This window comes from Mammaliicoccus sp. L-M44, from assembly GCF_022386355.1.
Taxonomy (GTDB): Bacteria; Bacillota; Bacilli; order Staphylococcales; family Staphylococcaceae; genus Mammaliicoccus; species Mammaliicoccus sciuri_A.
Map to the genome: position 1 here is coordinate 83963 of NZ_JAJNIU010000009.1, position 15919 is coordinate 99881.

The window sequence follows — 15919 nt, forward strand, 5'->3', positions numbered from 1 at the left end:
AGACGATACTTAAATTAAAATTGAAACAACTTTAGTTTCTAAATATGGTTCAATACCTTCTGAACCACCTTCTCTACCAAATCCACTTTCCTTCATTCCACCAAATGGAATATGAGCTGCACTTGGTCCGCCATCGTTCCAACCAATTACACCATAATCTAAGTTCTCATACAACTTTATACCATTACTATAGTTTTCAGTAAAGAAATATGCTGCCAAACCAAATGGTGTATCGTTTGCTTTTATAATAACTTCATCTAAATCTTTATAAGTTTGAATTGGTGCTACCGGTCCAAACGTTTCTTCTACCATGATTTTCATATCGTCTGAAACGTCAGATAGAACAGTTGGTGTAATAAAATAACCACCATCTTTATAACTATCTCCTCCAGTAATCACGCGAGCACCTTTACTCGTTGCATCTTCAATATGAGATTTAACTTTTTCAAAACCATCTGCATTAATAACAGGACCTATATCTGTTGATTCATCCTGACCATCGCCTACTTTTAATTTACTAACTTCTGCTCTAAGTGCATCTTCAAATGCGTCTTTAATAGATTCGTGTACGTATATTCTATTTGCACATACACATGTTTGTCCTGCATTTCTAAATTTAGAAGCAATTGTTCCTTGAACTGCTTTATCTAAATCTGCATCTTCATGAACAATCAATGGTGCATGGCCGCCTAATTCAAGTGTTACTTTCTTCAATGTCGAACTAGATTGTTCCATTAACTGTTTACCTACAGGTGTTGAACCTGTATAAGTAATTTTTGAAATTAAAGGATGTTTTGTAAAAATTGCACCGACGTCTTTTCCTGAACCATTTACATATTGGATAACACTTTGATCAAATCCTGCTTCATGTGCAAGATCAACTAATTTCATAGTTGTAAGAGGTGTATCTTGTGCTGGCTTACATATAAACGTACATCCTGCTGCTAATGCTGGTGCTGCTTTTCTAGTCATCATAGCTGCTGGGAAGTTCCATGGTGTTATACTCGCTACAACGCCTACAGGTGCACGTGTAACGATAAGTCGTTTGTTATCAACATGTTCTGGAATGGTTCTTCCATAAGTACGTTTTGCTTCTTCAGCAAACCATAATATATAATCTGTCGCATATTTAACTTCACCTAAAGCTTCTTTTAATGGTTTTCCACTTTCTTTTGTCATAATTAAAGCAATTTCTTCTTTATTTTCAAGAATCAATTCATACCATTTATATAACAATGCACTACGTTCATGAGCTGGTTTCTTTTTGTATGTTTGAAAAGCATCATGTGCCTGTTCAATCTTGTTGTTAATATCTTCTTCCGTATTGTTCTTAATCGTTTCGATTACTTCACCAGTTGCAGGATTTTTAACTTCAAAATTTTCTTTTACCATACTTATAACCACCTTTTTTAGTATAAAAATAGCGCTACATAAAATGCAGCGCTTAGTTATTACGGGTTAAACTTTTCAATTTCATCCATAATTCTCTCAAGGTCTTCCACACTATATTGGAATCTACCATGGAATACAAATTTATTAAAGAAATGTTGAAGTTGTTTTTCACCAACTAACACTTTAATGTTAGGGTCTTGTGAATAATTACTGATAGTTGCTTCACTTACTTCATTTGGATGGAAGTAAATAATTGGTGTCGGTGTATATTTAAGTTCTAACTGTCTTTGTAATTCTTCAGTTGTATTATCAACTTCTTTAACTTCATCAGTATATGAATGGAATGCTGCAGTTTTATTATTTGATTGTTTTTCAAGTAATAACGTTTGTTCTTTGTATGGGTTTAAATTCAATGTTTCAAAGACTTGTCCTAATACTGGAAAATCACTAAACTGCTGTTCAGTAATACCGTGATAGATATGACCACTTACTAAATTAGAGTCAATTACGTATATACCCGTTCTTGTTAAGACTAAATGATCAATTTGTCGAACTTTACCTAATGGATCTTTAGGTAAGAAGATATTTGCCATAATATGCATATCTTCAGGTCTAATTCTACGTTCATTAACAAGTTGGTCTCTCAACTCTAACAAATGTCTATCAGTTATATATTCCCCTTCATTCTTAGAAAATAACTTTAATGAGTCAATTTCTCTTTCTTTTTGTGAAATTGCTTCTTGATGAGTTTCTTCTTGTTTCGTTAGAACCTTTTTATTTTCAACTCTTTCATGATCTAACTTTTCTTTATGTTCAGATTTAAGCGTCTCATTTTCTTTTTTATGAGCTTCTTGAATCTTATTCAAAGATTTTTGTTTCTGCTTTAATGAAACAAAGAATAATATAATAAATAGTATCGCAATAACGATCGCTGCGATTAATCCATAATGAATCGGTTCTAATTGACTCATAATTGTAGATCGCTCCCTTTCATATGTATTAATTCCATTATAGTAAAAATTACAAATAAATTCAGTATATATCATGAAATATATTGATTATATAACGTAATTTCTTATACTTCATACATTTGAGTAGTTAAACCACACTTTAATAGTAAATATTTTATAAAAATTCAGTTCATTATGAACAACTTGACTTAAATTTGTTTATAACGGGTGCGTTGTGAACACTTTCGCCCAAACTTGTTCATAACGAGTGCCTTAATTACAAAAGTCAGCTCAAGTGTTACTAAGTATAGCCTTAGCTACAAAACTCGCCTGAAATGTTACTATGGGCAGCCTTAGTTACAAAACTCGCCTGAAGTGTTACTATGGACCTCCTTAATTACAAAAGTCGGCTGAAATGTTACTATGGACGGCCTTAATTACAAAACTACTCAGAAGTGTAATTATCGGTACCAGTATTTGCACTTCTAACCAAAACTGCTAATAACGACCCCAGTATTTGCACTTTCACCCTAAACTGCTAATAACAACCTCAGTATTTGCACTTCTAGCCTAAACTGCAAATAACACCCCCAGTATTTGCACTTCTTACCAAAACTGCTAATAACGACCCAACTTCCACCTAACCTAAAATAAAAACTCTGCATAAATCCCGTAAGATTATATACAGAGCTTCATCATTTATTTTAATAAGTCTTTTAGTAAATCTACTTTATCTAATTGTTCCCATGGTAATTGAACATCTGTTCTACCGAAGTGACCGTATGCTGCTGTTTTTTTGTAGATTGGTTGTCTTAAGTTTAACATTTGAATAATACCTGCTGGTCTTAAATCAAATACTTCTCTTATTTTTTCTACTAATACAGTTTCTTCTACTTTACCTGTACCAAAAGTATCTATTGAAATGGATACTGGTTGTGCTACACCGATTGCATATGCTAATTGGACTTCACATTTATCTGCTAATCCACTTGCTACTATATTCTTAGCAACATATCTTGCAGCGTATGCTCCTGATCTATCTACTTTAGTAGGATCTTTACCACTGAAACATCCTCCGCCATGTCTTGCATAACCACCGTAAGTATCTACGATGATTTTTCTACCTGTTAATCCAGCATCTCCTTGTGGTCCGCCAATTACAAATCTACCTGTTGGATTAATAAAGAATTTAGTTTCTTCATCTAATAATTCTTTAGGTACGATTGGATAAATAACATGATCTTTAATATCTTGTTGAATTTTTTCTAATTCAATTTTTTCATGATGTTGTGAAGAAATAACGATTGTATCTACTCTTACTGGTTTATCATTTTCGTCATATTCAACTGTTACTTGTGTCTTACCATCTGGACGTAAATATTCTAAAGTACCGTCTTTACGTACATCTGTTAATCTCTTCGCAAGTTGATGAGCTAAATAACCTGGTAAAGGCATGTATGTTTCAGTTTCATTTGTAGCAAAACCAAACATAAGACCTTGGTCACCTGCACCAATTGATTCTATTTCTCTATCTGATAAATCATCTCTATCTTCTAATGCGCAATCTACACCTTGTGCGATATCTGGTGATTGTTCATCAATAGCAGTTAAAATCGCCATCGTTTGGAAATCATAACCGTACTTCGCTCTTGTGTATCCTATATCTTTTACTGTTTGTCTAACTACTTTAGGGATATCTACATAAGTTGAAGTAGAAATTTCACCTGCAATTAAAGCCATACCAGTTGTTACTGTTGTTTCACAAGCGACTCTTGCTTTAGGATCCCCTTTTAATAATTCATCCAAAATAGCATCGGAAATTTGGTCCGCAATTTTATCTGGATGCCCTTCTGTTACTGATTCTGATGTGAAGAGTCTTCTATTCTTTGACATAAAAAATCTCCTTTAAATAAAGTTGTACGGTCTCTTCCTCAGCGCAAATAAAAAGTGCCTTCTCTCAATAAAGATATAGAGAGAAGGCACACTCGTCCATTCGCTCTTATCGTTCAGACAATATTGGTCTGCAAACGGTTTGGCACCTTTCTTTCATTAGAAAGAGGTTGCTGGGTTTCATTGGGTCCATGTCCCTCCACCACTCAGGATAAGAGAATCCGTCAGAAATGATAATACTAAAGTTTTCATAATATGTCAATGGAACGAAACACATTCAAATTTCTAAAAAAATTTTATAACAAATTTACTCATTAGTATAGACTATATATTTTAATGTGTTATACTAATTCCATGAAAATGCTTACAACATTAATATTAGACATGGGGGTCGTCATTTATGGCAATACAGTCAATTACCGAATCAATCGAACTTTCAAACCTTTTAAAGAAGGACACTACACTACAACAACTTTCTAGAACTGAATTGTACAATCACATTCTAGAAGCAGGAGAAGGCGTATTAACAGAATCTGGTGCAATCAGAATGGAAACTGGTAAATACACAGGTCGCTCTCCTAAAGACAAATTTATCGTTAAAGAGGAAGATACTGAACAAGATATTGATTGGGGAACAATCAACCAACCTATCTCAGAAAGTAACTTTTTAAATTTATATGATCAAGTTATTGACTACTTAAACCAAAAATCACAACTTTATGTCTTTAATGGATATGCAGGTGCAGATGAATCATCACGTTTAGATTTACGTGTTATTAATGAGTTACCTTGGCACAACTTATTTGCACAGAATATGTTTATCCGCCCAGAAACTAAAGAAGAAGCACTTAATATCAGCCCTAATTTCACTGTTATTAGTGCACCAGGATTTAAAGCTGATCCAGAAAAAGACGGCACAAATTCTGAAACATTCATTATTACTTCGTTCAAACACCGTGTCATATTAATTGGTGGTACTGAATACGCTGGTGAAATGAAAAAAGGTATATTCTCAGTCATGAACTATTTATTACCTAAAAAAGGCATTATGAGTATGCACTGTTCAGCAAACGTAGGTTATAACAAAGATGTAGCTTTATTCTTTGGTCTATCTGGTACAGGTAAAACAACTTTATCTGCAGATCCTAATAGAAAATTAATCGGTGACGATGAACATGGTTGGAACGAAAATGGTGTCTTCAATATTGAAGGTGGTTGCTACGCTAAAACAGTAAGTCTTAGCCGTGAAAAAGAACCACAAATTTACGATGCTATCCGTTATGGAACAGTTTTAGAAAATGTTACCGTAAATCCTAATGGATCAGTTGATTATGACGACACTTCATTAACTGAAAATACAAGAGCTGCATACCCAATTGATTTTATCGATAATATTATTACACCATCAATAGCTGGTCACCCAAATACTATTATCTTCTTAACTGCAGATGCATTTGGCGTATTACCACCTATTTCTAAATTAGATAAATCACAAGCTATGTACCATTTCTTAAGTGGATTCACTTCTAAGTTAGCAGGTACAGAAAGAGGCGTAACAAGTCCTCAACCAGTATTCTCAACATGTTTCGGTTCACCTTTCTTACCATTACATGCAACTGAATACGCTGAATTACTTGGTAAACTAATCGATGAACACAATGTAGATGTTTATCTTGTAAACACTGGTTGGACTGGTGGCGAATACGGTGTAGGTTCAAGAATGGACTTGAAGCATACACGTTCAATGATTCGTCGTGCAATTAGTGGAGAAATTAAGAATTCAGAATTTGTTAAAGATGAAATCTTTGGTCTTAATATTCCGAAACATGTACCAGGTGTACCTTCAGAAATATTATATCCACGTAATACTTGGGTATCTTCTGACGCATATGACGAAAAAGCAAAATTACTTGCTATGAACTTTAAAGAAAACTTCAGTAAATTCGGTGAGTCTTCTGAGCATATTCAAGAAGAAGGCGGATTTACGTATAATCGCTTATAAAATATTAAAAGAGCTTGGGCCTTATTGGTCCAAGCTCTTTTCACATTTATACATCCATTCTTTAATTTGTAACAATGTTTGCTTTTCTATTTCTGGTCTTAAAACATGGCCTTCTCCACTTAAATAGATTGTTTGATGATCTACCGCTTCTTGCTTTAAATGTTCTTCTAGATGATATGCCATATTAATATTAACTTGCTTATCTTCATCACCATGAACGATTAATATAGGCGGACTATCTTTATGAATAGATTGCAATGCATTTCTACGTGCATATGCTTCAAATTGTTTTTTAGGATGTCCGACCATTCTTTTTAACATCCCTCTTAGATCAATTCGTTCTTCATACATCATCAATAAATCTGAAACGCCACCCCATATAATGTAACTCGTCGCTTTCACTTTTTGATACGTAAGTAAGCCTTGAATACCACCTCTAGAGAATCCAATCATATGAACAGGAACGTTTGGGTAATGTGACTTTAATATTTCGATACCTTTTATAACATCATGTAGGTCATCACCACAAAATTCATCTCTACCTTCACTACCGTTACTACCTCTGTAATAAGGTGCAAAGACAAGTGTATGCTTATCTTTAAATTGCGCCATACGACCTGGTCTCACTCTACCTACTTGTCCTTTTCCACCACGTAAATATACAACGATGCGATTAACACGTTCATTTGGTGTCATCAACATGCCTCTAACTTTCAATTCATCCACTTCATATATCACTTCTTCAGTTAGATGATGATTAAAGAAAACTGGCATTTTTTTCTTACTGTAGAAATCCAAGTTTATACACCCTTTCAACGCACTTTAATATTGCTGTATCTTTTAATAGAAAACTCTTCTCTTCTTCAGGTATATCATTGATTTCTTTAGCAATAACGGGTCCATAAGTTTCGAAATACGCTTTATTGCTATCCATTGACTCAACTTCAATAAAATAGACATCTTTATTAAATGGGATTGTATCATGTACAGTATACGAAGCAATAAACGTTATATTTTTAGCGACCGCACCCGTTTCTTCATATAATTCACGCTGAACAGCCTCTTTATTCGTTTCATTTGGTTCAACTTTCCCACCAGGAAATTCAATACCTCTTATCTTATGATGCGTTAACACATATTCATTATTAAAAATAGGAATACCTAGAACATGTTTCGCATTTTGTTGATCTGTTGGACATTTATAAGCTAAATCAACATCCAATCCATTTGGATCTTTGTAGCGCATGATACACGACCTCTTTCTTCAATTATGATAAACTGTATATACATATTATTAGGAAGGTAGAAGATATTGAAAAAGTTAACCTTAACGACCTTAGTATTAACAATTACTCTTATTCTAGCAAGTTGTAGTCCAGAAGGTCAAAATAAATTTGATGATAGTAGCGATGCTATCGAAGCTTTTCAAAAAAATATTAAAAAAGTAGATTCACATTCGATTAAATCTAGTAACGAAACAACAGTTGATTTTCAAGATAAAAAAACAACGCTTAAACAACTGTCACATGGCCGAACAAACCACCATGATAAACTTGCATTTAATGTCGAACAAGAAAGTAATACAAAACAATTTCCAGTGCATAATAAAAGTGTTTGGATTGATTCAAACGAAATCAAATCCTCACCTAAATCTAAGTATTTAAATTATCATGCAAAGAATGCCGAAATAGATTATTATCAAAAAATTGGACAAGATTGGTTCGATTTAACGACTTTTAATCAAAGTTTACTTAAACCTATTGAAGACGATGTCACTTTAGAAAACGATACCCTTTCATATGAAGGTACAGGTAAAGTTATGGAATATCTCTATCAACTAGGATTTAGCCAATCACCTCTGGCAGATCAAGCGTCATTAAGCAATATTAACGACTTAAAAATTAAAAGTGGTAAGTTTAAGCTTACATTCCAAAAAGACAAAACATTACCAAAAACGCTAACCTTTAACATTAAAGCAACTGGAAAAATTAAAAATGAAACGATTAACATTCATATGAAACAGACAACAGATTTCTATAAATTCAATTCTACTGATGTTAAACCATACCAGAACTTAACGAAAAACAATTATAAATAGGAGCATTGCTATGAAAAAAGTATTTATTAAATTAATACGCCTTTATCAACGATATATATCGCCACTGACACCACCAACATGCAGGTTCCAACCAACATGTTCTAACTATGCTGTTGAAGCTATTTCAGAGTATGGGGTTATAAAAGGGACTTGGTTAGGTACGAAACGCATCTTAAAATGCCACCCATTTCATCCAGGTGGCTACGATCCTGTTCCACCTAAAAAAGATTCATAACATTTATTTAAAGGCATATGCGCTAAAAATTTAGCACATATGCCTTTTATTTTGTTAATTTATCTTTATCAACTATCGGTCGTACATATTTAATTTGATGACCATTAGTCTTTGCGCTATCAACAACGAAATCTTTCGTGAAGTAATAATCACTTGGCGTCACATCACTCGGATATGAACTGTGCTGTGCCAAGTAAGCTGTAAAGTAACTACTAAGTCCAAATTCATACATTCCACCTATGACATATTTAAGTCGATGTTCGTGACAATATTCAATAATTTCAAGTGCTTTATCTATCCCTCCAACACGTGAAGTTTTAATCACAACACCATCGATAAGATGTTGCTGATTAAATTGAATAATTCCCTCTAAATTTAGAGCACTTTCATCAATAAATACTGGTAACTCGAGCGTATTAACATGCTCAATATAGTCCTCATATTTAGAAAATGGCTGCTCAATATATATAAATTGTTCATCTTTAAATGTATTTAATAAAGAAACATGTTCATGATTTAACACGCCATTTGCATCAATCGCTCTTTGTATTTGCGGATAATATTCTGTTAAAAATTCTATATCTTGATTAACTTCGTCATGCCATTTTAATTTAATTCTCGTTGGTAATTCACCTTTATATTGCTTGAAATATTGTTCAATATTTTGATTAATTGTTGCACCATATGCTACTTCAATCGGCTTTAACTCATGGAATTTCTGAAAGAATATCATAGACATAACGCTACGTGCATTCGGATATTCATTGAGTTCATCTATTAATTCACAACATAATGGATAGCTATTAAAATCAACAAATTCATGTTTTTCGAACCATTTTATTAAAGTTTCTTCAACTTTATTTATTGTCTCGAAATGATACCAGTCACTATTAAACGCATTGCATTCACCATAATATGTAGACCCATTCATGTCTTGCCATTCTACAATTAATGCTTCTCGTTCATTTAATTCTACTAAAGGTGTTCGTATTGGTACTCTGAAAGGTGCTTTGAATCTATAGTAATGCAAACTATTTTTTCTCATTCATGACCCACGCCTTTACTTTATATCTTGAAAGTTTACCTGTTGAAGTTCTTGGAATTTCATTTATTTTATAAAAGTATTTTGGGTGTTTATACTTTGCTAATTTTGTAGCGAGTATATTTTTAAATACATCATCTTGGATAGTCTGTTCCGCTTCATACACTAATGCTGGTACTTGCCCCCACTTTTCATCATCAACTGGTACAACAACACAATTTTGAACGTCAGGATGATTTAATATCACATGTTCAATTTCAAATGGATAAATATTTTCTCCACCACTAATGATTAAATCTTTTCTTCTATCATAAATATATACATAACCTGAATTATCTATTGATCCCACATCACCTGTTTTAAAATAACCATCTTCAAATGTATCTGAATTCTGACTACCTGTTAAATAACCATTCATCACATTTCCACCATATACAGCGACTTCCCCATGTCCTTCTTTATTTTGATTTAAAATTTTAAGTCGAACATTTGAAGGTACTTTCCCTACTGTACTTGGTTCTTCACGTAACATCTCTGGACTTGCTGTCACAAACTGCGAGCATGTTTCAGTCATTCCAAACGAATTATAAATCGGTAATTGATTGTCTAACGCTTTATTAATCATCGTTTCGGATAACTTTGCGCCGCCTAATAATATTTTTTCTAATTGATATGGTTGTGTTAACTCATCTTGCATCAACCATTGTAATGTTTGAGGCACTAATGAAATATGTGTGATGTTATCATTTTTAATTAAATGCATTACGCGATTTACATCAAATTTCGGTTCTAAAATAAGTGTAAAACCTTCTATTAAACTACGTATTAACACACTTAAACCTGAAATATGGTAAATCGGCAAGACGGACAACCATCTCGTTGATTCATCATAGCCGAGACTTTCTTTGCAACCCATTGCACTAAAATAATGATTTGAAAAAGTTTGTGGTACAGCTTTTGCAGGACCAGTTGTACCAGAAGTAAACATAATCGTCGCAATATCATCCATATCAAACGTAAAATCATAATTCTCATGTTTACTGTCTTCCAAATAAATATCCTCAATATCAATACAATTTTGCTTGATATTTAAAGGTTTATACGTAAAGACCGTTTGAACGCCAATACTTTCTAATTGTTGTTCAATTTCAACTGGTGTTAACTTCGTATTAATCATAACCACTTCTACATTTGCTAACCAAGCTGCAATGATAAGTGATGCATGTTTAATATCATTCTTGATATATAATCCAACTCTTTTCAATTGAAGTTGTTTAATGTAATGTGCTTTATTTTTAGAATCGTTAAATAGTTGTTCATACGTTAATTCAACATCACCTTGTTGAATTGCAATTTTATGCGGTGCACGTAACACCTGTTGTTCAATCCAATGTTTCATCGTTTGGACCTCCTTATACCATTATTCATTATAACGATATTTTTGAATTTAAACATAAAAAATGCTTTATAATATCAAAAAACCTAGGCGATTAATTCACCTAGGTTTCCATCATATTAGATTGCTTCTTTTTCTCTTCTTTGCGTAACGAATCGTTCAAGTAATAAGAAGACAAGTCCTATAATTGTTAAGAATGGCGCGACTAACGCTAAATCCTTAACTTCTAATTGACTAACTACGATACCGCCGATGAACGCACCAAGCGCATTACCGATGTTAAATGCAGATTGGTTCATCGTACTAGCAAGCATTGGTGCATCTTGTGAAATGACCATACTTTTAAATTGTAATGATGGGCTCATACTAAAGCCAATCAAACCAAATACAAAAATACCGACAACCATTAGCAAGCTATAGTTTTGAATAAAGTACATCATAAAGATATATATTGGGAAGACGATAAATATCGTATTCAGTGCTTTATTTAAATTCCAGTCTGCTAATTTTCCACCAATAATATTACCAAATGTTACACCAACACCGAATATAATAAGGACAAATGAAATCCAGCGTTCTTCTATATGCGAAACATTGATTAATATTTGAGAAATATACGTGAAATAAGCAAATACACTACTGAATCCGAATAGTGTTACACCTAGTGTCAGCCAAAGTTTAACATCTTTTAATACACTCAATTCATTTTTAATTGAAATCGGCTGTGTATCTTTTTGGTTAGGTACAAATCGAATAATACCTATTAATGTTAATAGTCCTAGAACACTAATAATAATAAATGTCATTTTCCAGCCAAATATTTGCCCTACAAATGTTCCGAATGGTACACCAATGATGTTGCTCATTGTTAATCCCATAAACATTAACGCCATTGCACTTGCTCTTTTATGAGGCGGTACCATACTTGCTGCTAGTATTGATCCAATACCAAAGAATGAACCGTGTGCTAAAGCGGCAATAATTCTACTTAACATAAGCGAACCATAATTAGGTGCAATACCACCTATCCCGTTACCTACTATAAAAATAGCCATTAATAAGACGAGTAAATTTTTTCGAGGTAATTTATAAGTCGCTAACACTATAATCGGTCCGCCAATTGCAACACTCAATGCATAACCTGTAATTAATTGACCCGCATCAGATACAGTTACATCAAGATCTCTTGCAATATTAGGTAACAAACCCATGATTACAAATTCAGTCATACCTATCGCAAAAGCACCAAGGCTTAGTATCCAAATCGCTAAAGGATATTTTTTCATGTCTCAACGCTCCTTTAATCTTATTATTTTAATCAGATTTAACCATATTAGTACTTTTGCTATGCAATTACAAGAGTTTTTTTGAATTTTGTATATAAAAAAACCTGAGAAATTAAATTCTCAGATTTTTAAACGTTTTCATTATTGAGTTTGTATCCAACCTATTCCAATTGTGCCATACCCCGTATGAACAGATGCTACTGGAACTAACGGTTCGACATATACATTAACATCTTTATTTAAAGTTAAAATGCGCTCTCTCCATACATGTGCTTCTTGCTCATTTCCTGCATGTAACACACCAATGTTTGTAACACCTTTATCAATAATTTCTTTAATATGTGTGATTAAATAAGCTTCTATTTTCTTATTGCCTCTAGACTTAAGTTCTAAGTCGATTGTACTATTCTCTAATTTCAATAGTAATTTAATATGAAGTAAGCTACTTAATAAATATTTGCTATTCGAAACCCTTCCACTATTCTTTAATTGTTGTAAGTTTCGTGGCAACAAATATAATTCACTTGTATGTTTAACTTCTTCTAACTTATTAACGATTTCTTCAAATGAATAGTCCTCGTCATAAAGTTTTCTACCATACTCGACTAATTCTTTTTGAGGAAAGCTTCCTGTTCCACTATCAATTACACGAATTTCCATAGGGAAAGATTGTGCAGTTGATAACGATGATGCATATGTTCCTGATAAACTACTAGAAGGATGAACCGCAATAACATGCGTATAACCTTCTTCTTGAATTTGCTCATACGTCTCAATAAAATCTTGAGGTGTAGGTTGAGCCGTTTTAGCACCATTACCATTTTCTTTTAACATATCAAAAAATAACTTTGAACTTTCAAATTCTGAATCTTTATAAGGTTTGTCATTAATAATTGTAGATAAAGAAACGACAAATAAATCTTTATCATCCATATTTTGATCAATATAAGTTGTTGTATCAATTAACCACGCTAATTTCATTACTTCCTCCATTGTATATACAATAAATGCATTCACTTTATAAATAAGTATTTTTAACCTAACTTAATTAATAACATATAATCACTATTGAAACAATTAAAAACAGAACTGATAAGTTAAAGCAATCATATAATAAATACCGCAAATATCATTCTAGTATAATAAATTGATAAATACATAGAAAACACAATACCTTTACACCAATGAATCAAATTTTAACGTTAGAATATTCCTATAAATTTATTATTAAAATATAGCATTTATAAGATTGTAACTTTATAAAAAAATGACAATACGCTATACGCATTTAACCTACATATGCTATCATTTTAATATTGATAACGAGTTAGGAGTCATAACAATGTGCTTAGTAAAAACAGAACTACAAGAGAAAGATTATCCACTTGCATTAAAAATTTGGGAACGTTCCGTACTCGCAACACATCACTTTTTAAAAGAGGAAGACAGAATTGCATTAAAAAAAGAAATACCCACCTACTTAAAATATGTAGATGCAAACTTATGGCTATACGATGGAGCAGCTGTTGGTTTCTCAGGTATCAATAAAGGTAACTTAGAAATGTTATTTATAGATCCAGAACATTTCAGAAAAGGATTTGGAACTGAAATACTTCAACACTTGTTAACTGAAGATCATATCCAAAAAGTTGATGTAAACAAAGATAACGAGCAAGCCTTGAACTTTTATATTAAAAATGGATTTAAATCATATAAAGAATCTTCACATGATGAACAAGGCAGAGATTATCCAATCATACATCTAAAATTATAATTTAAATTGGGGTTTTGCTTATGAATAAACAGACTAATATGTTATTACTTATTTCAATTATTGCAATTTCACTAGCTGCCATATTAGTAAAGCTATCAAACGCCCCTTCTAGCGTAATAAGCATGAACAGAATGTTTATAGCAGTCATCTTGCTAGTACCCTTTGCATATCGATATAAAAAAGAAATCTTCAAATTAAACCTTAAAGATTTTCTATATCTTGTATTAGCTGGTCTATTTTTAGCTCTTCATTTCGGATTATGGTTTGGTTCATTAAAATTAACAACCGTTGCTAGTTCAACAGTCATATTATCTTTACAACCCATTATTGCGGTTTATGATACAAATAAATCTAATCCAGACAATTCATTAAATCATTATTATAAGCTAATTTATTTCTGTAATAGAGTTAGTGGAGAATTAACAACAAGTGTTGAAACCAGTTCAGTTAAATACTTTGGAATCAATAATTTACCTGAACTATCGACTAAAAGAAATACAACAAAACAAATTAAAGAATGCTTTGAAAATAGAACAAATCATACTATTATTGAATAATTAAGTAATAAAAAAGAGCAAGTGTCAAAAAGTAAGAGAAATTTTCTCTAGACACTTTTTTGACACTTGCTCAAACGGATCAACTTACCAAATGCAAGAAAATCCAGCAATATCAACGTCTTGGATTAGTTGATTATTAAGGTACAAACGGAGAGTGAGGGATTCGAACCCTCGAGACGCTTGTGGCGCCTACACACTTTCCAGGCGTGCTCCTTCGGCCAACTCGGACAACTCTCCACAAACAAAAAAATCAGAAGCGATATTTCACCTCTGATTATATGACCCCTACGGGATTCGAACCCGTGTTACCGCCGTGAAAGGGCGGTGTCTTAACCGCTTGACCAAGGGGCCTTATGGCTCCACAGGTAGGACTCGAACCTACGACCGATCGGTTAACAGCCGATAGCTCTACCACTGAGCTACTGTGGAATAATAATGGAGCGGGTGATCGGAATCGAACCGACAACATCAGCTTGGAAGGCTGAGGTTTTACCACTAAACTACACCCGCTTAAGTAAATAATATATATATGGGGCGACTGATGGGAATCGAACCCACGAATGTCGGAACCACAATCCGATGCGTTAACCACTTCGCCACAATCGCCATACTTGTTTAAAAAAGTATGGCTCAGGACGGAATCGAACCGCCGACACAAGGATTTTCAGTCCTTTGCTCTACCGACTGAGCTACTGAGCCAAAATATAAATGGCGGTCCCGACGGGAATCGAACCCGCGATCTCCTGCGTGACAGGCAGGCATGTTAACCGCTACACCACGGGACCATCATTAAAAAGTATTGCGGGAGGCGGATTTGAACCACCGACCTTCGGGTTATGAGCCCGACGAGCTACCGAACTGCTCCATCCCGCGCTAATAATAAGTAATTTGGCTACCTTATTAATATAACACATTCATTAATATTATGTCAATAAAATTTTAATAAATTTTTATTAAAAATGGTGACCCCTACGGGATTCGAACCCGTGTTACCGCCGTGAAAGGGCGGTGTCTTAACCGCTTGACCAAGGGGCCTCTAATTGAGAACTACTTAAGTATATATAGAAATATAAAGAACGTCAATGCTATTTCTTTACTTTTCTTAATAAAAATTTGAACTTTTAACATCTATGTGACAATTGTCACTAAAGGGAGAAATAATCATTCAAAACACACTCTTTTTTATCTTCTAAAGTGTCATTTTTTCATGACTTTTACAGAAAAAAATGATCATAAAGTAGTTTTTTTGAAGTCATTGTGAAAAAGATGAATTAAAATTCCACATTTTTAATAAAGT

General features: G+C 33.2%; 13 protein-coding genes, 9 tRNA genes, 1 pseudogene and 1 riboswitch. Of the genes and pseudogenes, 5 read left to right on the plus strand and 18 right to left on the minus strand.

What is annotated here, in order from left to right; translation table 11 throughout:
* Nucleotides 1–9 precede the first annotated feature (9 nt).
* The 3 genes from LQ611_RS06920 to metK all read right to left on the minus strand — a co-directional run bounded on the left by LQ611_RS06920 (nucleotide 10) and on the right by metK (nucleotide 4235).
* On the minus strand, nucleotides 10–1392 hold the full coding sequence (locus LQ611_RS06920; protein ID WP_025905539.1) for an NAD-dependent succinate-semialdehyde dehydrogenase: 1383 nt from the start codon (nucleotides 1390–1392) through the stop codon (nucleotides 10–12).
* Between the two features lie 59 nt (nucleotides 1393–1451).
* Nucleotides 1452–2363, minus strand: coding sequence for a nuclease-related domain-containing protein (locus LQ611_RS06925; protein ID WP_119494051.1), 912 nt, complete (start codon nucleotides 2361–2363; stop codon nucleotides 1452–1454).
* 678 nt (nucleotides 2364–3041) lie between these two features.
* Nucleotides 3042–4235: a methionine adenosyltransferase gene (gene metK / locus LQ611_RS06930; protein WP_025905541.1), complete on the minus strand. Its 1194-nt coding sequence runs from the start codon at nucleotides 4233–4235 to the stop codon at nucleotides 3042–3044.
* Nucleotides 4236–4338: 103 nt separating this feature from the next.
* Nucleotides 4339–4450: riboswitch (SAM riboswitch) on the minus strand.
* Between the two features lie 182 nt (nucleotides 4451–4632).
* Here metK and pckA point away from each other — a divergent pair.
* Nucleotides 4633–6234: a phosphoenolpyruvate carboxykinase (ATP) gene (gene pckA, locus LQ611_RS06935; protein WP_107565783.1), complete on the plus strand. Its 1602-nt coding sequence runs from the start codon at nucleotides 4633–4635 to the stop codon at nucleotides 6232–6234.
* A 21-nt stretch (nucleotides 6235–6255) separates the two neighbouring features.
* Here the strand turns inward: pckA and LQ611_RS06940 are convergent, their stop codons facing one another.
* Both LQ611_RS06940 and ytkD read right to left on the minus strand, forming a co-directional pair.
* Nucleotides 6256–7032 carry an alpha/beta hydrolase family protein gene (locus LQ611_RS06940; RefSeq protein ID WP_025905543.1) on the minus strand — a complete coding sequence of 259 codons (777 nt, stop codon included), beginning with the start codon at nucleotides 7030–7032 and terminating at the stop codon, nucleotides 6256–6258.
* Complete coding sequence (gene ytkD, locus LQ611_RS06945) at nucleotides 7016–7480, minus strand: RNA deprotection pyrophosphohydrolase (RefSeq protein WP_037560128.1); 465 nt, start codon at nucleotides 7478–7480, stop codon at nucleotides 7016–7018. Before ytkD ends, LQ611_RS06940 begins: the two co-directional genes overlap by 17 nt.
* A gap of 66 nt (nucleotides 7481–7546) precedes the next feature.
* Here ytkD and LQ611_RS06950 point away from each other — a divergent pair, with 66 nt between their 5' ends.
* Together LQ611_RS06950 and yidD are read left to right on the plus strand one after the other, a co-directional pair.
* The gene (locus tag LQ611_RS06950; RefSeq protein WP_025905545.1) at nucleotides 7547–8332 is read left to right on the plus strand and encodes a hypothetical protein; all 786 of its coding nucleotides are present in this window, start codon (nucleotides 7547–7549) and stop codon (nucleotides 8330–8332) included.
* 10 nt (nucleotides 8333–8342) lie between these two features.
* Nucleotides 8343–8567: a membrane protein insertion efficiency factor YidD gene (gene yidD, locus LQ611_RS06955; protein ID WP_025905546.1), complete on the plus strand. Its 225-nt coding sequence runs from the start codon at nucleotides 8343–8345 to the stop codon at nucleotides 8565–8567.
* Between the two features lie 46 nt (nucleotides 8568–8613).
* Here yidD and menC read toward each other — a convergent pair whose 3' ends face one another.
* The 4 genes from menC to LQ611_RS06975 form a co-directional block, all read right to left on the minus strand.
* Entirely contained in the window at nucleotides 8614–9612 is a 999-nt protein-coding gene (menC, locus tag LQ611_RS06960; protein WP_119494052.1) for an o-succinylbenzoate synthase, read from the minus strand.
* Nucleotides 9599–11008, minus strand: a complete 1410-nt coding sequence (gene menE, locus LQ611_RS06965; RefSeq protein ID WP_107565785.1) for an o-succinylbenzoate--CoA ligase — start codon at nucleotides 11006–11008, stop codon at nucleotides 9599–9601. Before menE ends, menC begins: the two co-directional genes overlap by 14 nt.
* Nucleotides 11009–11124: 116 nt before the next feature.
* Nucleotides 11125–12291 carry an MFS transporter gene (locus LQ611_RS06970; RefSeq protein ID WP_025905549.1) on the minus strand — a complete coding sequence of 389 codons (1167 nt, stop codon included), beginning with the start codon at nucleotides 12289–12291 and terminating at the stop codon, nucleotides 11125–11127.
* Between the two features lie 141 nt (nucleotides 12292–12432).
* A complete protein-coding gene (locus tag LQ611_RS06975) occupies nucleotides 12433–13272 on the minus strand; it encodes a DegV family protein (RefSeq protein WP_103361856.1) in 840 nt (279 codons plus the stop codon).
* 361 nt (nucleotides 13273–13633) lie between these two features.
* Here LQ611_RS06975 and LQ611_RS06980 point away from each other — a divergent pair, with 361 nt between their 5' ends.
* A complete protein-coding gene (locus tag LQ611_RS06980) occupies nucleotides 13634–14065 on the plus strand; it encodes a GNAT family N-acetyltransferase (RefSeq protein WP_107591086.1) in 432 nt (143 codons plus the stop codon).
* Nucleotides 14066–14085: 20 nt separating this feature from the next.
* Nucleotides 14086–14400 (plus strand): annotated as a pseudogene (locus LQ611_RS14275) (EamA family transporter); the annotation flags it as partial.
* Between the two features lie 370 nt (nucleotides 14401–14770).
* Here the strand turns inward: LQ611_RS14275 and LQ611_RS06990 are convergent.
* From LQ611_RS06990 to LQ611_RS07030, 9 genes are all read right to left on the minus strand, one after another.
* Nucleotides 14771–14859: transfer RNA gene (locus tag LQ611_RS06990), tRNA-Ser, on the minus strand.
* A gap of 42 nt (nucleotides 14860–14901) precedes the next feature.
* A tRNA-Glu gene (locus tag LQ611_RS06995) sits at nucleotides 14902–14973 on the minus strand.
* A gap of 3 nt (nucleotides 14974–14976) precedes the next feature.
* A tRNA-Asn gene (locus LQ611_RS07000) sits at nucleotides 14977–15051 on the minus strand.
* 7 nt (nucleotides 15052–15058) lie between these two features.
* A tRNA-Gly gene (locus LQ611_RS07005) sits at nucleotides 15059–15132 on the minus strand.
* A gap of 20 nt (nucleotides 15133–15152) precedes the next feature.
* Nucleotides 15153–15228: transfer RNA gene (locus LQ611_RS07010), tRNA-His, on the minus strand.
* 20 nt (nucleotides 15229–15248) lie between these two features.
* Nucleotides 15249–15321, minus strand: a tRNA-Phe gene (locus LQ611_RS07015).
* A 10-nt stretch (nucleotides 15322–15331) separates the two neighbouring features.
* A tRNA-Asp gene (locus tag LQ611_RS07020) sits at nucleotides 15332–15407 on the minus strand.
* A 14-nt stretch (nucleotides 15408–15421) separates the two neighbouring features.
* Nucleotides 15422–15495, minus strand: a tRNA-Met gene (locus tag LQ611_RS07025).
* An 87-nt stretch (nucleotides 15496–15582) separates the two neighbouring features.
* A tRNA-Glu gene (locus tag LQ611_RS07030) sits at nucleotides 15583–15657 on the minus strand.
* Between the last annotated feature and the right edge of the window lie 262 nt (nucleotides 15658–15919).